This window comes from Helicobacter pylori, from assembly GCF_003636935.1.
Lineage (GTDB): Bacteria > Campylobacterota > Campylobacteria > Campylobacterales > Helicobacteraceae > Helicobacter > Helicobacter pylori_CH.
In genome coordinates this window covers 146,809-168,064 of sequence record NZ_MVVH01000001.1, presented here as the reverse complement: position 1 = coordinate 168,064, position 21,256 = coordinate 146,809, and the positions used below count along the sequence as shown (strand labels likewise).

General features: G+C 40.0%; 18 protein-coding genes and 1 tRNA gene. 14 read left to right on the top strand and 5 right to left on the bottom strand.

Annotated features, from left to right (window positions below):
- The first annotated feature begins 7 nt into the window (after window positions 1–7).
- From EAL87_RS00840 to tlpC, 8 genes are all read left to right on the top strand, one after another.
- The gene (locus tag EAL87_RS00840) at window positions 8–703 is read left to right on the top strand and encodes a 5'-methylthioadenosine/adenosylhomocysteine nucleosidase (protein ID WP_120912591.1); all 696 of its coding nucleotides are present in this window, start codon (window positions 8–10) and stop codon (window positions 701–703) included.
- 280 nt (window positions 704–983) lie between these two features.
- The gene (gene rpoD, locus EAL87_RS00835) at window positions 984–3,008 is read left to right on the top strand and encodes an RNA polymerase sigma factor RpoD (protein WP_120912590.1); all 2,025 of its coding nucleotides are present in this window, start codon (window positions 984–986) and stop codon (window positions 3,006–3,008) included.
- Between the two features lie 20 nt (window positions 3,009–3,028).
- Window positions 3,029–4,411, top strand: coding sequence for an SH3 domain-containing C40 family peptidase (locus tag EAL87_RS00830; protein WP_120912589.1), 1,383 nt, complete (start codon window positions 3,029–3,031; stop codon window positions 4,409–4,411).
- A 53-nt stretch (window positions 4,412–4,464) separates the two neighbouring features.
- Window positions 4,465–5,817, top strand: a complete 1,353-nt coding sequence (locus tag EAL87_RS00825; protein ID WP_120912588.1) for an FAD-dependent oxidoreductase — start codon at window positions 4,465–4,467, stop codon at window positions 5,815–5,817.
- Between the two features lie 5 nt (window positions 5,818–5,822).
- Complete coding sequence (locus EAL87_RS00820) at window positions 5,823–6,011, top strand: DUF5408 family protein (protein ID WP_078241314.1); 189 nt, start codon at window positions 5,823–5,825, stop codon at window positions 6,009–6,011.
- 391 nt (window positions 6,012–6,402) lie between these two features.
- The gene (gene rplM / locus EAL87_RS00815) at window positions 6,403–6,828 is read left to right on the top strand and encodes a 50S ribosomal protein L13 (protein ID WP_000167675.1); all 426 of its coding nucleotides are present in this window, start codon (window positions 6,403–6,405) and stop codon (window positions 6,826–6,828) included.
- The gene (gene rpsI, locus EAL87_RS00810; RefSeq protein ID WP_001227269.1) at window positions 6,825–7,214 is read left to right on the top strand and encodes a 30S ribosomal protein S9; all 390 of its coding nucleotides are present in this window, start codon (window positions 6,825–6,827) and stop codon (window positions 7,212–7,214) included. Before rplM ends, rpsI begins: the two co-directional genes overlap by 4 nt.
- A gap of 152 nt (window positions 7,215–7,366) precedes the next feature.
- Window positions 7,367–9,385 (top strand): methyl-accepting chemotaxis protein TlpC, encoded by a 2,019-nt coding sequence (gene tlpC, locus EAL87_RS00805; protein WP_120912587.1) that lies wholly within the window; start codon window positions 7,367–7,369, stop codon window positions 9,383–9,385.
- Between the two features lie 305 nt (window positions 9,386–9,690).
- Here the strand turns inward: tlpC and EAL87_RS00800 are convergent, their stop codons facing one another.
- The 5 genes from EAL87_RS00800 to rpsT form a co-directional block, all read right to left on the bottom strand.
- Window positions 9,691–11,442, bottom strand: a complete 1,752-nt coding sequence (locus EAL87_RS00800) for a dentin sialophosphopreproprotein (protein WP_120912586.1) — start codon at window positions 11,440–11,442, stop codon at window positions 9,691–9,693.
- A gap of 245 nt (window positions 11,443–11,687) precedes the next feature.
- Window positions 11,688–13,688 carry an outer membrane beta-barrel protein gene (locus EAL87_RS00795; protein ID WP_120912585.1) on the bottom strand — a complete coding sequence of 667 codons (2,001 nt, stop codon included), beginning with the start codon at window positions 13,686–13,688 and terminating at the stop codon, window positions 11,688–11,690.
- Window positions 13,689–13,699: 11 nt separating this feature from the next.
- Window positions 13,700–13,957 (bottom strand): hypothetical protein, encoded by a 258-nt coding sequence (locus tag EAL87_RS00790; RefSeq protein WP_000755207.1) that lies wholly within the window; start codon window positions 13,955–13,957, stop codon window positions 13,700–13,702.
- 387 nt (window positions 13,958–14,344) lie between these two features.
- The gene (prfA, locus tag EAL87_RS00780; RefSeq protein ID WP_120912583.1) at window positions 14,345–15,403 is read right to left on the bottom strand and encodes a peptide chain release factor 1; all 1,059 of its coding nucleotides are present in this window, start codon (window positions 15,401–15,403) and stop codon (window positions 14,345–14,347) included.
- 137 nt (window positions 15,404–15,540) lie between these two features.
- Window positions 15,541–15,810: a 30S ribosomal protein S20 gene (gene rpsT, locus EAL87_RS00775; protein ID WP_001273611.1), complete on the bottom strand. Its 270-nt coding sequence runs from the start codon at window positions 15,808–15,810 to the stop codon at window positions 15,541–15,543.
- A gap of 89 nt (window positions 15,811–15,899) precedes the next feature.
- Between rpsT and glmM the strand changes: the two genes are divergently transcribed.
- From glmM to ureI, 6 genes are all read left to right on the top strand, one after another.
- A complete protein-coding gene (glmM, locus tag EAL87_RS00770) occupies window positions 15,900–17,237 on the top strand; it encodes a phosphoglucosamine mutase (RefSeq protein ID WP_120912582.1) in 1,338 nt (445 codons plus the stop codon).
- Complete coding sequence (gene lspA / locus EAL87_RS00765) at window positions 17,231–17,704, top strand: signal peptidase II (RefSeq protein ID WP_120912581.1); 474 nt, start codon at window positions 17,231–17,233, stop codon at window positions 17,702–17,704. The genes glmM and lspA overlap by 7 nt, the downstream gene beginning before the upstream one ends.
- 18 nt (window positions 17,705–17,722) lie before the next feature.
- A tRNA-Val gene (locus EAL87_RS00760) sits at window positions 17,723–17,798 on the top strand.
- 248 nt (window positions 17,799–18,046) lie between these two features.
- The gene (gene ureA, locus EAL87_RS00755; RefSeq protein WP_000779222.1) at window positions 18,047–18,763 is read left to right on the top strand and encodes an urease subunit alpha; all 717 of its coding nucleotides are present in this window, start codon (window positions 18,047–18,049) and stop codon (window positions 18,761–18,763) included.
- A gap of 3 nt (window positions 18,764–18,766) precedes the next feature.
- Entirely contained in the window at window positions 18,767–20,476 is a 1,710-nt protein-coding gene (ureB, locus tag EAL87_RS00750) for an urease subunit beta (protein ID WP_000724295.1), read from the top strand.
- Between the two features lie 192 nt (window positions 20,477–20,668).
- A complete protein-coding gene (gene ureI / locus EAL87_RS00745; protein ID WP_000901274.1) occupies window positions 20,669–21,256 on the top strand; it encodes an acid-activated urea channel protein UreI in 588 nt (195 codons plus the stop codon).

The window sequence follows — 21,256 nt, the reverse complement described above, 5'->3', positions numbered from 1 at the left end:
GGAGAAAATGGTGCAAAAAATTGGCATTTTAGGGGCGATGAGAGAAGAAATAACCCCCATTTTAGAATTGTTTGGCACGGGTTTTGAAGAGATTTCTTTGGGGGGGAATGTTTTCCATAAAGGCGTTTATAATGATAAAGAAATCGTTGTCGCTTATAGCAAGATTGGCAAGGTGCATTCCACTTTAACCACAACGAGCATGATTTTAGCGTTTGGCGTTCAAAAGGTGCTTTTTAGCGGAGTGGCTGGGAGTTTGGTTAAAGATTTAAAAATCAATGATTTGTTAGTGGCCAATCAATTAGTCCAGCATGACGTGGATTTGAGTGCGTTTGATCACCCTTTAGGGTTCATCCCCGAAAGCGCGATTTTTATTGAGACGAGCGAAAGCTTAAACGCTTTGGCTAAAAAAGTCGCTAGTGAGCAACATATTGCGCTCAAAGAAGGCGTCATCGCATCAGGCGATCAGTTTGTGCATAGCAAAGAAAGGAAAGAGTTTTTAGTTAGCGAGTTTAAGGCGAGCGCGGTGGAAATGGAGGGGGCGAGCGTGGCGTTTGTGTGCCAAAAATTTGGCGTGCCATGCTGTGTGTTAAGGAGCATTAGCGATAACGCTGATAAGGAAGCTAACATGAGCTTTGATGCGTTTTTAGAAAAAAGCGCTCAAACTTCAGCAAAATTCTTAAAAAGCATGGTGGATAAGCTTTAGGGTTTGTTTTTACCAAACGCAAACAATTAAAACCCTATTTTTTAAAAAAATGGGGGTTTTGAATTTTATTTTAAACTCATTTTTTAAAGGTTATCGCTTGATTAGCGTTACACTTTTATATGATTTTGCGATCAATATTCAGTAAAATAAAACCAAATTCCAATAATATAATTAGAATTTAAGCTATTTTTTAGTAAAATGACGGAGGATTAGGTGTATCTTATCTTATAGACCTAGCTTTTGATTGAAAGCATGGGTTCTTTATTTTATGGAGTGTCCAATGAAAAAAAAAGCTAACGAAGAAAAAGCCCCCAAAAGAGCTAAACAGGAAGCCAAAATAGAAGCCACACAAGAAACCAAAGCTAAAGAGAATAATAAAGAAAGCAAACTTAAAGAAGCCAAAACCAAAGAAAGCAAAGTCAAAGAAACTAAAGAGAAAGAACCTATTCTTATTAAAAAGCTTAGTTTTAATGAAGCGTTAGAAGAATTGTTCGCTAATTCCTTAAGCGATTGCGTTTCTTATGAGTCTATCATTCAAATCAGTGCGAAAGTCCCCACTCTAGCCCAAATCAAAAAAATCAAAGAATTGTGCCAAAAATACCAAAAGAAATTGGTTAGTTCTTCAGAATACGCTAAAAAACTCAATGCGATTGACAAGATTAAAAACACCAAAGAAAAGCAAAAAGTTTTAGACGAAGAATTAGAAGATGGCTATGACTTTTTGAAAGAAAAGGATTTTTTAGAGTGGAGCAGAAGCGATAGCCCGGTACGCATGTATTTGCGCGAGATGGGAGACATAAAACTCTTAAGCAAAGATGAAGAGATTGAATTGAGCAAGCAAATCCGCTTGGGCGAAGACATTATTTTAGACGCGATTTGCTCGGTGCCGTATTTGATTGATTTTATCTATGCGTATAAAGACGCTTTAATCAATCGTGAGCGAAGGGTTAAGGAGCTTTTCAGGAGCTTTGATGATGACGATGAAAATAGCGTGAGCGATTCTAAAAAAGATGACGACAACGAAGAAGATGAAGAAAACGAAGAAAAGAAAAAAGTCGTTTCTGAAAAAGACAAGAAGCGTGTAGAAAAGGTTCAAGAAAGCTTTAAAGCCCTAGATAAGGCTAAAAAAGAATGGCTTAAAGCCCTTGAAGTCCCTGTAGATGAAAAAGAAGACGAGTTAGTGCGTTTATTGACCCTAGCTTACAAACGCCAAACGCTCAAAGACAGACTCTATGATTTAGAGCCTACTAGCAAACTGATTAATGAATTAGTCAAAACGATGGAAACCACTTTAAAAAGCGGCGATGGGTTTGAAAAAGAGTTGAAACGCTTGGAATACAAACTGCCCTTATTCAATGACACTCTCATCGCTAACCATAAAAAAATCCTTGCTAATATCACTAACATGACTAAAGAAGACATCATCGCTCAAGTGCCAGAAGCGACTATGGTGAGCGTGTATATGGATCTCAAAAAACTCTTTTTGACTAAAGAAGCGAGCGAAGAGGGCTTTGATTTAGATCCCAATAAGCTAAAAGAAATTTTAGAGCAAATCAAAAGAGGGAAATTGATTTCCGATCGCGCTAAAAACAAAATGGCTAAATCCAATTTAAGATTGGTAGTGAGCATCGCTAAACGATTCACGAGCAGAGGCTTACCATTCTTGGATTTGATTCAAGAGGGTAATATTGGCTTGATGAAAGCGGTGGATAAGTTTGAGCATGAAAAGGGCTTCAAGTTTTCTACCTATGCGACCTGGTGGATCAAACAAGCTATCAGCAGAGCCATAGCCGATCAAGCCCGCACTATCCGTATCCCCATTCACATGATTGACACGATTAATCGCATCAATAAAGTCATGCGCAAACACATTCAAGAAAACGGCAAAGAGCCTGATTTGGAAGTGGTGGCTGAAGAAGTGGGGCTTTCGTTAGATAAAGTGAAGAATGTGATTAAGGTTACTAAAGAGCCTATCAGTTTAGAAACCCCAGTCGGCAATGATGATGATGGCAAATTTGGGGATTTCGTGGAAGATAAGAATATCGTTAGTTCTATTGATCACATCATGCGCGAAGATTTAAAAGTGCAAATTGAAAGCGTTTTGGATCAGTTGAATGAGCGAGAAAAAGCGGTGATCCGCATGCGTTTTGGGCTTTTAGACGATGAAAGCGATCGAACTTTAGAAGAAATTGGCAAGGAATTGAATGTTACTAGAGAAAGGGTGCGCCAAATTGAAAGCTCTGCGATTAAAAAATTGAGAAGCCCGCAATACGGGCGTATTTTAAGAAATTATTTGCGCATTTGATGTTAAGGTTCCTCTAAAGCATGCGTTACTTTCTTGTAGTTTTCTTGTTTTTGTTTGTGGGTTGCATGAAAAAGGATTTCACACTCAAAGATTTATCCTTGCCTCAAGAGGCTTCAAGCTATCTTACAAGCTCTCAAAATGGTAGCAATAATGGCAATAGTGCCAATCGTATTGACCCCCAAGCGTTAAGAGAAAATCTGAAAGAGAGCTATCTTAAGGCGTGGTATTCCCCATGGCTAGATGCGAAAGTCAAAAGCAATAAAAAAGAAGTGTTTTGGATCCTTAAGGAGATGAATAAATCCACCGGTTATGGCGAAGATCTAAAACCCAACGCAAAAGCTTTCAATGATGAGCTTATTAAAAGCATGGATATTGAGCATTACCCGAGCGCTAAGATTAAAGCTGTTGTGGTGCGAGATAGCGATGTTAGGGCCGTGCCTACTAACAAACCTTATTACCTCTCCCAAAAAGGCTATCCTTTTGACAGGTATCAAAATTCCTTGATTTTTCAAGGCACGCCGGTTTTAGTCACGCATTTCAACACGGATAAAACTTACGCTCACATTCAAAGCAGTTTTGTTTATGGCTGGATTAAAGTTAGCGATTTAGCCTATATGCACGATAAAGATATAGAGCTTTTAACCAAACTCAAAGATTATGTCATGCCTATAAAAGATAAAATCCCCCTTTATACGGACTATGGGGATTTTTACACCCAAGCGAGAGTGGGCGAATTGTTCGCTCTCATCCCCCAAAGTCAAAAAACACCTCAAAAACCCCAAAAAAAGGAATTGAAAGCCTATGGTTTTTTGAGAGACGCTAAGGGTTATGCAGCTTTACAAAGCGTGATCTTAGATGAAAAGGATTTTTTTGTTTTCCCTAAGGCTTTTAACAGCGAGAACATGGCGTATTTTATAGACACCATGCTAGGGCAAAAATACGGCTGGGGTGGGCTATTAGGCAACAGGGATTGCTCGGCTTTCACCAGAGATAGTTTTGCTAATTTTGGTATTTTGCTCCCCAGAAATTCCTACGCGCAAAGCCGTTATGCGAACAATTATGTGGATTTAAGCTCCATGAAAGCTAAAGAAAAAGAAGACTACATCCTTAAAAACGCCACGCCTTTTGGAACGCTCATCTATTTAAAAGGGCATATCATGCTCTATTTAGGCGCATACAACCATCAAGCGATAGTCGCTCACAGCATTTGGTCGGTGCAAACCCAAAAGCATTTTAAAACCTTGAGCCATAAAATAGGGGGCGTGGTGATCACTTCATTATGGCTAGCGGAAGAACATAATGGGGCGTTTTCTAAAAAGAAATTATTGATTGATAGGGTGCTTGGAATGAGCGATTTGAAAGATTTTGTCAATAAAACTTCAAGCCCTTTGAACGCGAATTGATTTTCTTATACTATGATTGCAATTTATCAATTTAAAACATTTGGAGAAAGACAATGAGTATGGAATTTGATGCCGTTATTATTGGAGGTGGGGTTTCAGGGTGCGCGACCTTTTACACTTTGAGCGAATACAGCTCCTTAAAGCGCGTGGCTATCGTGGAAAAATGCTCTAAATTAGCTCAAATCAGCTCCAGTGCTAAGGCTAATTCGCAAACCATTCATGATGGCTCTATTGAAACGAACTACACTCCCGAAAAAGCTAAAAAAGTGCGTTTGAGTGCTTATAAGACTAGGCAATACGCCCTGAATAAAGGCTTGCAAAATGAAGTGATTTTTGAAACCCAAAAAATGGCTATAGGCGTGGGCGATGAAGAATGCGAGTTCATGAAAAAACGCTACGAATCCTTTAAAGAAATCTTTGTGGGGTTGGAAGAATTTGACAAACAAAAGATTAAAGAATTAGAGCCTAATGTGATTTTAGGGGCTAATGGCATAGACAGGCGTGAAAACATTGTTGGGCATGGGTATAGAAAGGATTGGAGCACCATGAATTTTGCGAAGTTGAGCGAAAACTTCGTTGAAGAAGCCCTAAAATTAAAGCCTAACAACCAGGTGTTTTTGAATTTCAAAGTGAAAAAGATTGAAAAACGCAGCGACACTTACGCCGTAATTTCAGAAGACGCTGAGGAAGTGTATGCTAAATTCGTATTAGTCAATGCTGGCTCTTACGCTTTGCCCTTGGCTCAGAGCATGGGATATGGCTTGGATTTAGGGTGCTTGCCTGTGGCGGGCAGTTTTTATTTTGTGCCAGATTTATTAAGGGGTAAGGTTTATACCGTTCAAAACCCCAAACTCCCTTTTGCGGCCGTGCATGGCGACCCTGATGCGGTCATTAAAGGAAAAACACGAATCGGACCCACCGCTTTAACGATGCCTAAATTAGAACGCAACAAATGCTGGCTTAAGGGCATTAGCTTGGACTTGTTGAAAATGGATTTGAATAAAGATGTGTTTAAAATTGCGTTTGATTTGATGAGCGATAAAGAAATCCGTAATTACGTGTTTAAAAACATGGTTTTTGAATTGCCCATTATCGGTAAAAGGAAATTTTTAAAAGACGCTCAAAAAATCATTCCTTCACTTAGCCTAGAAGATTTAGAATACGCTCATGGTTTTGGCGAAGTGCGCCCGCAAGTTTTAGACAGAACCAAGCGAAAACTGGAATTAGGCGAAAAAAAGATTTGCACCCATAAAGGCATCACTTTCAACATGACCCCCTCTCCAGGCGCGACGAGTTGCTTGCAAAACGCCCTTGTGGATTCCCAAGAAATCGCTGCGTATTTGGGCGAGAGCTTTGAATTGGAACGCTTTTATAAAGATTTATCTCCAGAAGAATTGGAAAATTAAAACGCATGCAAAAAGAACAAGAAGCCCGAGAAATCGCTAAAAAAGCTGTTCAAATCGTGTTTTTTTTAGGGATTGTGGTGGTGCTTTTGATGATGATAAACCTTTACATGCTCATCAATCAAATCAATGCGAGCGCTCACATGAGCCAACAAATCAAAAAAATAGAAGAAAGACTCAATCAAGGGCAAAAATAAAGGCTTTGGCTTATTAAGCATGAGCAACAAAATTAAAAAATGCTCAAAGGCATTTTTTAAAATAAATACAATAAAAGAGCTTGCACAAGCAAGTGATAGCCTCTTTAAAAGCGGTCTTCTTGGGTTAGGGGGTTTTTAGTTGGGGTTGTAGGGGAGAGTTATTTTTAAAAGCGGTCTTCTTGGGTTAGGGGGTTTTTAGTTGGGGTTGTAGGGGAGAGTTATTTCAAAATGCCCCCTATCCTCTTAAGGAAATGAGTTTGACTATAAAATCAAAAGCAATCAAACAATTTTTTAAAAAACCCTATTTTCAAACTTTAAACTTTCCTTAAATTCAGCAATATTTAAGCTTATTTCCTTATAATAGTCGCTTCAATTTTATCAAAGGATTCTCATGACAAAGACCGCTAAAGTCAATGACATCGTTCGTGATTGGGTCGTTTTAGACGCTAAAGACAAAGTTTTTGGCCGCTTGATCACTGAAATCGCTGTGCTTTTAAGAGGCAAACACCGCCCTTTTTACACCCCTAATGTGGATTGTGGGGATTTTGTGGTGGTTATCAACGCCAATAAGGTTAAATTTTCAGGCATGAAATTAGAGGATAAAGAGTATTTCACCCATTCAGGTTATTTTGGCAGCACCAAGAGCAAGACTCTCCAAGAAATGCTAGAAAAAACCCCTGAAAAGCTCTACCACTTAGCCGTTAGGGGCATGCTCCCTAAAACGAAATTAGGGAAAGCGATGATCAAAAAACTCAAAGTTTATCGTGATGATAAGCACCCTCACACCGCACAAACTAGCAAAAAGGACGCTAAATGAGAAAAATCTATGCTACCGGTAAAAGAAAAACCGCTATCGCTAAAGTGTGGCTCACTCCGGGCAAAGGCGAATTGAGTATCAATGAGCAGAGCTTGAATCAATGGTTAGGCGGGCATGAAGCCATTAAAATGAAAGTCATGCAACCCCTACTTTTAACCAAACAAGAGCAATCTGTGGATATTAAAGCGGTGGTTTTTGGTGGGGGCTACTCAGCACAAGCGGAAGCCTTAAGGCATGGCATTTCTAAAGCTTTGAACGCTTATGATATTGCTTTTAGAGCCATTTTGAAACCTAAGGGCTTACTCACTAGGGATTCAAGGGTGGTTGAACGCAAAAAATATGGTAAAAGAAAGGCCAGAAGAAGCCCGCAATTCTCCAAAAGGTAATTTTTATTTCTTCAGCTCTTCTTTGGGGGGAACTTTGGAGAGCTGTGGCTCTCTTTCATTTTCTGCTTTTCTCTTCTCTCTTTTTTTATTAAAGTTTCAAAATAATGTATAATAATCATCCGCTATTAAATTAATTTTAAAAGGCAAGGGCGATGGGATCTACAAAAATTGGTTTTAAAATTGTCATGATGGTGTGTGCGGTCGTTATTATTATTAGTGCTATTATGGGCGTTATCATCAACTACAAGGTTGAAAGCGTGTTGCAACACCAGGCCACGGAATTACTGCAAAAAGAAGCACGACTGACTAGTTTTAAAATTCAAAGCATCATGAAGCGCATTTTTATTGGCGCTAATACCCTTGAAAAATTCTTAAGCGATGAAAATGGCGCTATCAACGACACCCTAAAAAGGCGCATGCTCTCTGAGTTTTTGTTAGCAAACCCTCATGTGTTATTGGTTAGCGCGATTTATACGAATAATGAACGAGCTATCACTACCATGAACATCAATTCAAAAATCGCCTACCCTAATACCACGCTCAATGAAAACATGATCAATCAAATCCATTCGCTCAAAAATATAACCCGTTCAGATCCCTATTATAAAGAGGTTAATGGCGATAAAATCTATGGCATGGATATTACCCTCCCCCTAATGGGCAAGAATCAAAATGTGATAGGTGTGCTGAATTTCTTTTTAAACATTGACGCTTTTTATACAGATGTGGTAGGCAAGAAAAAGAGCAACACCTTTTTAATGGGTAAAGACGGCAGGCTTTTAATCAACCCTAATCGTGAGATCCAAGATAAGATCTTAAGCGCTATCAATCCGGATAAACGAGTCGCTAAAGCTGTGGCGTATTACAATCAAAACGAAGCGGGTACTTTGAGCTACCATTCATTGAGCGGGGATACAGAGACCTTTTTAGCCATACAGCCCTTTGATTTTTTTGAAGGAAAAGAAAATAACGGCAACCATTGGCGTTGGGCGATTGGGAAATATGTCAATAAATCTTTAGTCTTTAAAGAAGCGACAAACACCAAATTCATTATTATCACCACTTTGATTTTGGGCGTGCTGGTGTTAGCCCTTTTAGTCTTTATCATCATTTCTAGTCTCATAACCAAACGCATCAGTAGGGTCAATAACACCCTAAATGATTTTTTCAACTTGCTCAATAACCCCAAAAATAACCATGCCATACACCTAACGCCCCCAAGCGCTTATGATGAAATCGGGCAAATGCAAGCTTCTATCAATGAAAACATTCTTAAAACCCAAGAAAGCATTCAAGCCGATAATAAAGCCATTCAAAACAGCATTGAAGTGGCTAATTTTGTGGAAAGTGGGGATTTCACCCAAGAAATCGCATGCGTGCCTAAAAATAAAGATTTGCAAGCTTTAAGAAACACGATTAATAGCATTATCCAGTATTTTCGTAACCAAATTGGCGCCAATATTGAATCCCTAAATAACGCCCTAGAGCATTATAAAAACCTGGATTTCACCCACCACATCCAAAATCCTAAAGCCAACATGGAAAAAGCGCTCAACACTTTAGGGCAAGAAATTTCTAGCATGCTTAAAGCTTCTTTAGGGTTTGCTAACGCGCTCAATCATGAATCCAAAGACTTAAAAACTTGCGTGGATAATTTGACCAAAACCGCCCACAAGCAAGAAAGAAGCTTAAAAAACACCACCCAATCCTTAGAAGAAATCACTAATATCATTACAACAATTGATTCTAAAAGCCAAGAGATGATCTCTCAAGGCGAAGACATTAAAAGCGTGGTGGATATGATTAGAGATATTGCCGATCAGACGAATCTATTAGCCCTAAACGCCGCTATTGAAGCCGCACGGGCTGGTGAGCATGGCAGAGGCTTTGCGGTGGTGGCTGATGAAGTGCGAAAGCTCGCTGAAAGGACGCAAAAATCGCTCAGCGAGATTGAAGCCAATATTAATATTCTCGTTCAAAGCATCGCCGATAACGCTGAGTCTATTAAAATGCAAAATAAGGGTGTGGAAAATATCCACCGCTCCATTAACGCCTTGCAACAAGATGTGCAAGATAATTTGACTATCGCTAACCATTCCTTACAAGTCAGCACTAAAATTGATGGGATCTCCCAAGATATTTTAGAAGATGTGGGCAAGAAGAAGTTTTAATTCCAAAAATGTGGGTTTAAACTTTATTTTATCGTTTTAGATTTTATGATAAAAATCATAAGAGAATATCGTTTTAGATTTATTTTATGATAAAAATCATAAGAGAATATCGTTTTAGATTTATTTTATGATCAAAATTATAAGAGAATAAGGGGCGTTTTAAAACAATTCTCCCCCTACAATCCCTTTTAAAATCCCCCTAGCTCCAAAAAACCGCTTTTGTAAGAGATTATCGCTTGATTATCAATCAAGCCCTTTTTAGGATTATAAAAAACGCCTTTTTTAGCGTTTTTTAAATTTTGTTATCAATTCCCCATATCGCCCATGTCTCCCATGTCTCCCATATCATCGTTCATATCCCCCATATCGCCCATGTCGTCGTTGCCATTACCCATATCATCGTTCATGTCGTTCGCGTTGTTCAAATCATCGCCCATGTCGTTGCTATTACCCATGTCGTCATTAGCATTACCCGTATCATCGTTGCCGTTGTTCATGTTGCTCATATCATCAGTGTTACCGGTATCAGTATTGCCGGTGTCCGTGTTATTCATATCGCCGGTATTGTTGCCGCTAGCATCTTTATCGTCAGTGGGGGTGTCAGTGGTACTGGCATCGTTTGTGGTGCTAGCATCGGTGTGAGCATCATCGGTGTGAGTGTCGTCGGTGTTAGTGGCGCTGTTAGGGTTTATGAACGCGTTACCCCCTTGATCTTTGCTGTCATCGGCATGGGTGTTATTCATGTTGTTGGTAGGCGTTTGTTGTGCAGGTTGTTGCATAGGGTTACTCATCGCATCGTTCAAATCATCTCTGTCATCGCCATCAATTTTCAAACTCCCGTCTAAATAATTCCCCACCACATCGCTGCTATGGCTTAATTGTTGCACGCTGTCTAGGGCTTTATCCACTTGAGCTTGTTGCTCGCTTGAAAGCCCTTTTTGATCTTTTAAGTCATTGTCTAGTTGGTTCAAGTTATTGTCTAGCTTGTCCCTCACTTCCATAGCTTTATTCACAACTGAATCAATCTTACTAGGACTCGCCCCATCTTGCTTCATTTCTTTGATTTGCCCTACTAAATGGTTAAGCTCTTTGGCTTGAGAAGTGATCGCATCCACGCTTTTAGTGGGCATGGCTTTAGTGTGGAAAAGCGAATTGTCTTTGAGCATGCGGCTGTTGTCCAAATTGACTAAGGCGCTATTCAAGCGGTTGGTTTGAATGCCTTTACTGAATTTGGGATCACGATAAAAGCTCATAAGATTTGCCTGCTGTAAGGATTTATCATCCTTATCGTCTCTGTCATCATCAGTAGGCGTATCAAGTTGGTCAGTAGAAGCGTCATGATCTAAAATCTCTTCTTGATCGAGTGCATACATGTAATTTTCTAACATCAAGTAATCTTGAACTTGCATCATGAAAAACATGTTAGGGTAGAACCCATACATGCCATCATAAAAGTCATAAAAATCATACATGCCCATGCCATACATTCCATACATTCCCATGCCATACATTCCATACATGCCGTAATAAGGGCTATAGTAAGAGTTGTAATAGTTGTTGCTCCTGTAATAAGGGCTTTGAGCCTTTTCATTCTCTTGTTGTTTTTTAAGATACGCCCCTACCACGCTCAAATCAGCGAGCATTTTTTGAGCCGTTTTTTGATCTTTTAAAGAAATGCCTAAGGGGATATAAATACCGGTGCGGTAACTATAAAAAGAATCCCTGGCGATGATTTTAAGGCAATATTTCAAATTCTTTTGCAATTTTAGGGCTTGCCTCAAACGCGCATGCGCTCTGAAATTCCCCAAGATGCCAGAGTTAAAACGCATTTTTTCCACTAACGCGCTGAATTTTTTCGCATCGCCATTAGCCGCATTGATATAGTTTAAAGCGCTAGCCCCCCACTCTTCAGTGCTGCTTTTATAACCCCCAAAATTCACTATTTTGGGCGTTAATTCCCCTTTTAATTGCGAATCTTTTAAATCAAACAACGCCCTATTCACGCTGATAGCGTTTAAACTGAGTGTCATTATAAAAAGTATTTTTATAGCTTTCATTGATAACCTTAAAAAATATCTCTTGCGAGCATTATAGACTATTTTTAGAAATCAAAATGGCTTTTGAAAACAAGCCAAAGTAAAAAATCAAATCCCAAAACAAAAGGTTCTGTTTTAAACGCTTCTTTAGTTTTTAAAAAACTTTCTTAAACAAAAACCTAACCCCCCAATACAACCAAACATCACAAAAAAAGAAAAAAGAAACCAACAGAGAGAAAACTCTCTGTTGAAAAGAAGAAAAAGGCTTAGAAGTTGATCATGTAGTTAAAATAGATAGAGAAGTTCCTTTTATAGAACACATCTACTGATCCATCTACGCCCCTTTCTTTATAGAATTGGTTGGTAAATAAAGGCAATTTAAGGCCCACTTCAATCCCGCTGTGTTTAGAAAAATTGCTCCTGAAACCAAATTCAACAGGCATTTGGAAATAGCTCGTGTTCATGCTCGCTGAACAGCCTGCGGTGTTGTTGCAAATTTGCATTTGAGATTTTAAGTAGCTCTCTCCTTGAACGATAAACGAATCCCCTCCTAACCCAAAGCCCACGAACAACCCTGCTGTGTTATAGCCCTCTTTACTTTCATAGAAGTTATAGAGCGCATCAAAGCCCACGCCATAAGTGAAGTCATTCACTTGAGACGCGCCCTCCATGATTCCAAGCTGGCTCCCCACAAAGCTTAAATTCGCATGGTTATAGCTGTAGTATCCATAAGACCTAAAGCCAAAGCGTTTGGTTTTACCAAAGAACCACTTATACCCTGCCATCGCATCTACCCCATACATTTGCCCGTAATTATTGGTGTTGATCACGCTTGGCGTGTAGGTTGCTTGGGCTTGAGCGACAGCGGTTTGAATGTTTTTATGCACATTCATGAAAGCGTCTTTTTGAGCCGTTAGATTGGTTTTTAGCGCGTTTAAGAAATTGATGGCATCTGTCGTTGTCGTTGAACTATCACTAGCAGCCGCAAGCGTAACGGCTTGCGTTTTTTGCGTATCAGTTGCATTAAGATCGGACAAAGCCGTATCCACTTGATTGATAGCTTTATCTAACGCGCCCATAACCGCATTAGATCCGTTCGTCAATTGCCCGATTGTCGCGCTAGAAGAATTTAAATAGCCTTTTAAAGTGTTTTGAGCGCTTTCTAATGCGCCAAACGCGCTGCTTAAGCCTTGAGCGTTGGGAATCACACTGCTTAAATCAGTGCTGCTATTCAAAAGGTTGCCAATCGTTGCGCTCTGTTGAGACATGGTTTCTACCCCACTTAAAGTGGTGTTCATGCCACTCACGCTCACGCTCTTAAGATTATTAACCGTAGTGGTGTCTTTAACTAGCTGGCTTGCCACGCCACTAGTGCTTGGGGTTGGTGTGCTAGCGGTGTGTTTTGGTTCCTCTTTAGTTGGTGGGGTTGATGAATCTGGTGTTTCATTTTTGGTGGTGTGTGTAGTACCACTGCCACCGCTTGTTTCATCTTTTTTAGTTGGTGGGGTTGCTGGAGTTGGTGTTTCATTTTTGGTGGTGTGTGTAGTGCCACTGCCACCGCTTGTTTCATCTTTTTTAGTTGGTGGGGTTGATGTTTTCGTCTGATCTTGTAACGCTGTGTTTAAAGCATCTTGATCTGTATCGAGCTGATTCTCAGCCTTTTGTAAATTTTCTTTAGCGGTTTGCTCTGCTTTTTGATCGTTTGTAAAAGTGGTTTCATCAAAATCTTTAGCGCTAGCATCAGCTTGAACTTGATCTACAGCTTTTTCTAAAGCTTTTTCATCGGCTTGAACGGTTGTGTTATCACTTTCTACATTTTTAGCCGCACTAGATACAGCACTATCGCTGCTCTTTGTATCAGCTTCATCATTAGTTGCTGTGGTGTTGTCAGTAATAGCGGTGTTTTCAAGTGTTGTTGCTTCTGTTTTGTCGCTTGTAACGGTGGTTTGGGCTTGTTGTTGTGGGGTTGGTGTGTCGCCACTATTACCTTTGCCTTTGTTACCGCCATTTGTAGAACTGCTGTCTTTGCCACTGCCACTGCCGTCTTTACCACTGCCATTTGTAGAACCGGTGGGGGCTTGTGATTTATTATCTTCTTTTTTACTACCCTCTTCTTTTCCCTTTTTCTTTTCAGCATAATTACCAAAAACATGCGATGGTTTTTGCAATGCTGCGTAGGTTTCTAAATCGGTAGCGTTCATGCTCCCTAAAAGCACGCTACTCGTTGCTAAAGAGAAAAAGCCTAATTTTTTGAATGACTTTTTCATGGCTTTCTCCCTTATTTTTTCATCCAGCTTGCGCTTGGATTGACTTTAGTGTCCGGTTTGGAAGCGCTTTGCGTTTCTTGGGCTGGAGCTGTTTGATTGCTGCCAAACATTGAAGTGTCTATCGGGGTGTTATTGTTAGCGCCTGGGGTGCGGGTGGTGTTTTGGTTTTCTAAATTAGAATATTGAAACCCCCCTCCTAAAAACGCACCGCTTTTTTCTGCCATGGACACACTAAAGGCTAACGCCATACCTAAAAAAACCTTTTTCATTTAAAACTCCTTAATGTGAGAAATCCTAAGGATTTCTTTTTTTATTGCATTCATGCTATGGTGCAAAGATATAGGGAGCTATCAAAGTTTGAGAGTTGTCCTCATGTATTCGCTTCTACAGAATACAATGCCACTTTATTAAGCTTTGGAGTTATATCACAAAAAGGTGAATTTTTTGTTAAGAATGGGTTAAATAAAACTTTTTATTTTTTAAAAATGCATTTATATATAGAATTTAAAATTATATTTAACTAGATTTTATGGAAGCTCTTGCGCTGTTTTTGTGAGGCGAAAATTTGGAGCATGTTAGGGCTTGTGGTAGTCGTGGGTGGCTATCTTAAAAAAGGCTTGGGTGTTTTATCGCTTTTGTCGTATCGTGTAAAAATCTCATTCAAACTGGCTTTGGGCGTGGGCGATTAAAGGGTTAATCACTTCATCTAAATTCCCTGAAAGCATGATTTCTTCTAAACTATACAGAGTTAAATTGATTCTATGTTCGCTCAAGCGGTTTTGCGGGTAATTATAAGTGCGGATCCTTTCGCTCCTGTCCCCACTACCCACCTGCTCCTTTCTATCTTTGGCGTTAGCGAGTTGTTGCTCTTCAATTTGTTTTTCATAAAGGCGCGCTTTTAAGATTTTTAGGGCTTTATCCTTGTTTTTATGCTGGGATTTTTCATCTTGCATGCTCACGCTGATATTGGTGGGAAGGTGCGTGATGCGCACCGCAGAGTCTGTGGTGTTGACGCATTGCCCCCCATGCCCGCCAGCGCGAAACACTTCAATCTTTAAATCGCTAGGGTTGATAAAAACTTCCACATCATCCACTTCAGGCATGATCGCTACTGTGATAGCGGAAGTGTGGATGCGCCCTTGAGATTCTGTTTCAGGGACTCTTTGGACTCGATGCGTGCCTGCTTCAAATTTGAGCCTTGAATACACGCCCTTACCCTTAATCAAAGCGATGATTTCTTTATAGCCCCCTACGCTGTTTTCGCTAGAGCTTACAATCTCTACTTTCCATTTTTTCAAATCCGCATAACGGCAATACGCTTTAAACAAATCCCCTACAAAAATGCCCGCTTCATCGCCCCCTGTGCCGGCCCTTAACTCTAAATAGATGTTTTTATCATCGTTAGGGTCTTTGGGGATAAGGAGTTGCTTAATGGCAGTTTCTAACTCGCTTTTTTGGATTTCTAAAATTTTTAACTCTTCTTTAGCCAGTTCGCTCAATTCCTTGTCTTCTAAAAGCTCCTTATTTTCTTTGATATTCTCTAAAACGCTCAAATACTCCTTACTCGCTATGGAGATTTCCTCAATGGAACTTTGCTCTTTGCTCAATTCGGTGAGTTTTTTAATATCGCTAATTACTTCAGCGCTAGAAAGCAGCGCTGTGAGTTCGTCGTATCGCTTGAGAATGGAAGAAAGCTTTTCAGCTAGAATAGACATGCAAGACTACCTATTAATAAAATTAATAAAAAAATGTCAATAAAAAGATGCAACAATCTAAAAAACGCAAAAACTTAAAAAGAAGCCCAACAATAAAAACCCATCATTGAGCCAAAGAAGTTAAAAACGCCCCAAAACTAAGCGAGAGCGATCTTTTTCACTGAAGCGTTAAGCCTTGAGACTTTCCTAGAAGCGGTGTTTTTCTTTAAAATCCCTTTGCTGACAAATTTATGCAACTCTTTATTAGCGATTTTCAAACGCTCTTGAGCCTTTGCTACATCATTGATGGCGACCGCTTCACGCACGGCCTTAATGATATTTTTAATTTTCGTTTTGTAGAACCTGTTGCGTTCGGTTCTCTTAATGGTCTGTCTGATTCGCTTTTCTGCGGACTTATGATTTGCCATAGCCTTGTTTTAATCCCCTTGTAATGTAAAATTTGGCATAATTCTATCTAAAAATTGATTAAAAATAGTTTAAAAGGTATTTTATAACGATGAAAATTTTTGGGACTGATGGCGTGAGGGGTAAAGCAGGGGTGAAACTCACCCCCATGTTTGTGATGCGTTTAGGCATTGCTGCTGGATTGTATTTTAAAAAACATTCTAAAACGAATAAAATTCTAATCGGTAAAGACACCAGAAAAAGCGGCTACATGGTAGAAAACGCTTTAGTGAGCGCTCTCACTTCCATAGGCTATAACGTGATTCAAATAGGGCCTATGCCTACCCCTGCGATCGCGTTTTTAACCGAAGACATGCGCTGTGATGCGGGCATTATGATAAGCGCGAGCCACAACCCTTTTGAAGATAATGGCATTAAGTTTTTCAATTCTTATGGTTATAAGCTTAAAGAAGAAGAAGAAAGAGCGATTGAAGAAATCTTTCATGATGAAGGATTGCTGCATTCTAGTTACCAAACAGGCGAGAGCGTTGGTAGCGCTAAAAGGATAGATGATGTCATAGGGCGCTATATCGTGCATTTAAAACACTCTTTCCCCAAACATTTGAATTTACAGAGTTTAAGGATCGTGCTAGATACCGCTAATGGTGCGGCTTATAAGGTGGCTCCGGTCGTTTTTAGCGAGCTTGGGGCTGATGTGTTAGTGATTAATGATGAGCCTAATGGGTGTAACATCAATGAACAATGTGGGGCTTTACACCCTAACCAATTGAGCCATGAAGTGAAAAAATACCGCGCGGATCTAGGCTTTGCTTTTGATGGCGATGCTGACAGGCTAGTGGTGGTGGATAATTTAGGGAATATCGTGCATGGGGACAAGCTTTTAGGGGTGTTAGGGGTTTATCAAAAATCTAAAAACGCCCTTTCTTCTCAAGCAATTGTCGCCACGAACATGAGCAATTTAGCCCTTAAAGAATACTTAAAATCCCAAGATTTAGAATTAAAGCATTGCGCGATTGGGGATAAGTTTGTGAGCGAATGCATGCGATTGAATAAAGCCAATTTTGGAGGCGAGCAAAGCGGGCATATCATTTTTAGCGATTACGCTAAAACCGGCGATGGTTTGGTGTGCGCGTTGCAAGTGAGCGCTTTAGTGCTAGAAAGTAAGCTTGTGAGTTCTGTTGCGTTAAACCCCTTTGAATTATACCCCCAAAACCTAGTGAATTTGAATATCCAAAAAAAGCCTCCTTTAGAAAGCCTGAAAGGTTATAGCGCTCTTTTAAAAGAATTAGACAAGCTAGAAATCCGCCATTTGATCCGTTATAGCGGCACTGAAAACAAATTACGAATCCTTTTAGAAGCTAAAGACGAAAAACTTTTAGAATCCAAAATGCAAGAATTAAAAGAGTTTTTTGAAGGGCATTTGTGCTAAACACCACCCAAAAAAGCCTGTTGGTTTTTATAGGGGTTTTTTTCCTTATTTTTGGCGTGGATCAAGCGATTAAATACGCTATTTTAGAGGGGTTTCGCTATGAAAGTTTGGTTATAGATATTGTTTTAGTATTCAATAAAGGCGTGGCGTTTTCGTTGCTCAGTTTTTTAGAGGGGGGTTTGAAATACTTGCAAATCCTTTTGATTTTAGGGCTTTTTATCTTTTTGATACGCCAAAGGGAGCTTTTTAAAACCCATGCGATAGAGTTTGGCATGGTGTTTGGCGCTGGGGTTTCTAATGTTTTGGATCGGTTTGTGCATGGGGGCGTGGTGGATTATGTGTATTATCATTATGGCTTTGATTTTGCTATTTTTAATTTCGCTGATGTCATGATAGATGCGGGCGTGGGCGTTTTATTGTTAAGGCAATTCTTTTTTAAGCAAAAACAAAACAAAATTAAGGCATAATTGCCCTTTTTAAATAAAGGTCGCGTAGCTCAGTTGGTAGAGCACTACCTTGACATGGTAGTGGCCGCTGGTTCAAGTCCAGTCGTGGCCACCATTATCACTCCAATTTTAATTCTCATTTTTTTGCGAGTTTTTGATTTTTATAAATTCTAAAGGGGTATTAAACGCGCTTCCAATAACGCTTTTATAGTGTTTCAAAACCATAACACTAATTCATTTTAAATAATAATTAGTTAATGAGTGCTTCTGTTAATCTTAGTAAATCAAAACATTGCTACAATTACTCCAACCTTGATTTCGTTATGTCTTCAAGGAAAAACACTTTAAGAATAGGAGAATGAGATGAAACTCACCCCAAAAGAGTTAGATAAGTTGATGCTCCACTACGCTGGAGAATTAGCTAAAAAACGCAAAGAAAAAGGCATTAAGCTTAACTATGTAGAAGCTGTAGCTTTGATTAGTGCCCATATTATGGAGGAAGCGAGAGCTGGTAAAAAGACTGCGGCTGAATTGATGCAAGAAGGGCGCACTCTTTTAAAACCGGATGATGTGATGGATGGCGTGGCAAGCATGATCCATGAAGTGGGTATTGAAGCGATGTTTCCTGATGGGACCAAACTCGTAACCGTGCATACCCCTATTGAGGCCAATGGTAAATTAGTGCCTGGTGAGTTGTTCTTAAAAAATGAAGACATCACTATCAACGAAGGCAAAAAAGCTGTCAGCGTGAAAGTTAAAAATGTTGGCGACAGACCGGTTCAAATCGGCTCACACTTCCATTTCTTTGAAGTGAATAGATGCTTGGACTTTGACAGAGAAAAAACTTTCGGTAAACGCTTAGACATTGCGAGCGGGACAGCAGTAAGGTTTGAGCCTGGCGAAGAAAAATCCGTAGAATTGATTGACATTGGCGGTAACAGAAGAATCTTTGGATTTAACGCATTGGTTGATAGGCAAGCAGACAACGAAAGCAAAAAAATTGCTTTACACAGAGCTAAAGAACGTGGTTTTCATGGTGCTAAAAGCGATGACCACTATGTAAAAACAATTAAGGAGTAAGAAATGAAAAAGATTAGCAGAAAAGAATATGTTTCTATGTATGGTCCTACTACAGGCGATAAAGTGAGATTGGGCGATACAGACTTGATCGCTGAAGTAGAACATGACTACACTATTTATGGCGAAGAGCTTAAATTCGGTGGCGGTAAAACCCTAAGAGAAGGCATGAGCCAATCTAACAACCCCAGCAAAGAAGAACTGGATTTAATCATCACTAACGCTTTAATCGTGGATTACACCGGTATTTATAAAGCGGATATTGGTATTAAAGACGGCAAAATCGCTGGTATTGGCAAAGGCGGTAACAAAGACATGCAAGATGGCGTTAAAAACAATCTTAGCGTGGGTCCTGCTACTGAAGCGCTAGCCGGTGAAGGCTTAATCGTAACGGCTGGTGGTATTGACACACACATCCACTTCATTTCACCCCAACAAATCCCTACAGCTTTTGCAAGCGGTGTAACAACCATGATTGGTGGCGGAACCGGTCCTGCTGATGGCACTAATGCGACTACTATCACTCCAGGTAGAAGAAATTTAAAATGGATGCTCAGAGCGGCTGAAGAATATTCTATGAACTTAGGTTTCTTAGCTAAAGGTAACGCTTCTAACGATGCGAGCTTAGCCGATCAAATTGAAGCCGGTGCGATTGGTTTTAAAATCCACGAAGACTGGGGAACAACTCCTTCTGCAATCAATCATGCGCTAGATGTTGCGGACAAATACGATGTGCAAGTCGCTATCCACACAGACACTTTGAATGAAGCCGGTTGTGTAGAAGACACTATGGCAGCTATTGCTGGGCGCACTATGCACACTTTCCACACTGAAGGTGCTGGCGGCGGACACGCTCCTGATATTATTAAAGTAGCCGGTGAACACAACATCCTGCCCGCTTCCACTAACCCTACTATCCCTTTCACTGTGAATACAGAAGCCGAACACATGGACATGCTTATGGTGTGCCACCACTTGGATAAAAGCATTAAAGAAGATGTTCAGTTCGCTGATTCAAGGATTCGCCCTCAAACCATTGCGGCTGAAGACACTTTGCATGACATGGGGATTTTCTCCATCACCAGTTCTGACTCTCAAGCGATGGGCCGTGTGGGTGAAGTTATCACTAGAACTTGGCAAACAGCTGACAAAAACAAAAAAGAATTTGGCCGCTTGAAAGAAGAAAAAGGCGATAACGACAACTTCAGGATCAAACGCTACTTGTCTAAATACACCATTAACCCAGCGATAGCTCATGGGATTAGCGAGTATGTCGGTTCTGTAGAAGTGGGCAAAGTGGCTGACTTGGTATTGTGGAGTCCCGCATTCTTTGGCGTGAAACCTAACATGATCATCAAAGGTGGGTTCATTGCATTGAGTCAAATGGGTGATGCGAACGCTTCTATCCCTACCCCTCAACCGGTTTATTACAGAGAAATGTTCGCTCATCATGGTAAAGCTAAATACGATGCAAACATCACTTTTGTGTCTCAAGCGGCTTATGACAAAGGCATTAAAGAAGAATTAGGGCTTGAAAGACAAGTGTTGCCGGTAAAAAATTGCAGAAACATCACCAAAAAAGACATGCAATTCAACGACACTACCGCTCACATTGAAGTCAATCCTGAAACTTACCATGTGTTCGTGGATGGCAAGGAAGTAACTTCTAAACCAGCCAATAAAGTGAGCTTGGCACAACTCTTTAGCATTTTCTAGGATTTTTAGGAGCAACGCTCCTTAATCCTTGATTTTTAAGCTCTCTGATTTTTTGTTTATCAAAGAATTGGGGGCTTTTTTTTGTTTTTATTTTTTGTCAATTTACTATTTTTCTTTATGATTAGCTCAAGCAACAAAAGTTATTCGTAAGGTGCGTTTGTTGTAAAAATTTTTGTTTGGAAGGAAAAGGCAATGCTAGGACTTGTATTGTTATATGTTGGGATTGTTTTAATCAGCAATGGGATTTGCGGATTAACCAAAGTCGATCCTAAAAGCACTGCGGTGATGAACTTTTTTGTGGGTGGGCTTTCCATTGTTTGTAATGTGGTGGTCATCACTTATTCCGCGCTCCACCCTACAGCTCCTGTAGAAGGTGCAGAAGATATTGTTCAAGTATCGCACCATTTGACTAGTTTCTATGGGCCAGCGACTGGGTTATTGTTTGGTTTTACCTACTTGTATGCGGCTATCAACCACACTTTTGGTTTGGATTGGAGGCCTTACTCTTGGTATAGCTTGTTCGTAGCGATCAACACTGTTCCTGCTGCGATTTTATCCCACTATAGCGATATGCTTGATGACCACAAAGTGTTAGGCATCACTGAAGGCGATTGGTGGGCAATCATTTGGTTGGCTTGGGGTGTTTTGTGGCTTACTGCTTTCATTGAAAACATCTTGAAAATCCCTTTAGGGAAATTCACTCCATGGCTTGCCATCATTGAAGGTATTTTAACCGCTTGGATCCCTGCTTGGTTGCTCTTTATCCAACACTGGGTGTGA

What these genes read in the sequence shown, in the direction of transcription:
- rplM (WP_000167675.1), top strand. Translation starts at nt 6,403, where the DNA reads ATGACAAAGACCGCTAAAGTCAATGACATCGTTCGTGATTGGGTCGTT.
- EAL87_RS00825 (WP_120912588.1), top strand. Translation starts at nt 4,465, where the DNA reads ATGAGTATGGAATTTGATGCCGTTATTATTGGAGGTGGGGTTTCAGGG.
- EAL87_RS00820 (WP_078241314.1), top strand. Translation starts at nt 5,823, where the DNA reads ATGCAAAAAGAACAAGAAGCCCGAGAAATCGCTAAAAAAGCTGTTCAA.
- ureA (WP_000779222.1), top strand. Translation starts at nt 18,047, where the DNA reads ATGAAACTCACCCCAAAAGAGTTAGATAAGTTGATGCTCCACTACGCT.
- rpoD (WP_120912590.1), top strand. Translation starts at nt 984, where the DNA reads ATGAAAAAAAAAGCTAACGAAGAAAAAGCCCCCAAAAGAGCTAAACAG.
- glmM (WP_120912582.1), top strand. Translation starts at nt 15,900, where the DNA reads ATGAAAATTTTTGGGACTGATGGCGTGAGGGGTAAAGCAGGGGTGAAA.
- EAL87_RS00800 (WP_120912586.1), bottom strand. Translation starts at nt 11,442, where the DNA reads ATGAAAGCTATAAAAATACTTTTTATAATGACACTCAGTTTAAACGCT.
- EAL87_RS00830 (WP_120912589.1), top strand. Translation starts at nt 3,029, where the DNA reads ATGCGTTACTTTCTTGTAGTTTTCTTGTTTTTGTTTGTGGGTTGCATG.
- EAL87_RS00795 (WP_120912585.1), bottom strand. Translation starts at nt 13,688, where the DNA reads ATGAAAAAGTCATTCAAAAAATTAGGCTTTTTCTCTTTAGCAACGAGT.
- ureI (WP_000901274.1), top strand. Translation starts at nt 20,669, where the DNA reads ATGCTAGGACTTGTATTGTTATATGTTGGGATTGTTTTAATCAGCAAT.
- rpsI (WP_001227269.1), top strand. Translation starts at nt 6,825, where the DNA reads ATGAGAAAAATCTATGCTACCGGTAAAAGAAAAACCGCTATCGCTAAA.
- EAL87_RS00790 (WP_000755207.1), bottom strand. Translation starts at nt 13,957, where the DNA reads ATGAAAAAGGTTTTTTTAGGTATGGCGTTAGCCTTTAGTGTGTCCATG.
- rpsT (WP_001273611.1), bottom strand. Translation starts at nt 15,810, where the DNA reads ATGGCAAATCATAAGTCCGCAGAAAAGCGAATCAGACAGACCATTAAG.
- ureB (WP_000724295.1), top strand. Translation starts at nt 18,767, where the DNA reads ATGAAAAAGATTAGCAGAAAAGAATATGTTTCTATGTATGGTCCTACT.
- EAL87_RS00840 (WP_120912591.1), top strand. Translation starts at nt 8, where the DNA reads ATGGTGCAAAAAATTGGCATTTTAGGGGCGATGAGAGAAGAAATAACC.
- prfA (WP_120912583.1), bottom strand. Translation starts at nt 15,403, where the DNA reads ATGTCTATTCTAGCTGAAAAGCTTTCTTCCATTCTCAAGCGATACGAC.
- tlpC (WP_120912587.1), top strand. Translation starts at nt 7,367, where the DNA reads ATGGGATCTACAAAAATTGGTTTTAAAATTGTCATGATGGTGTGTGCG.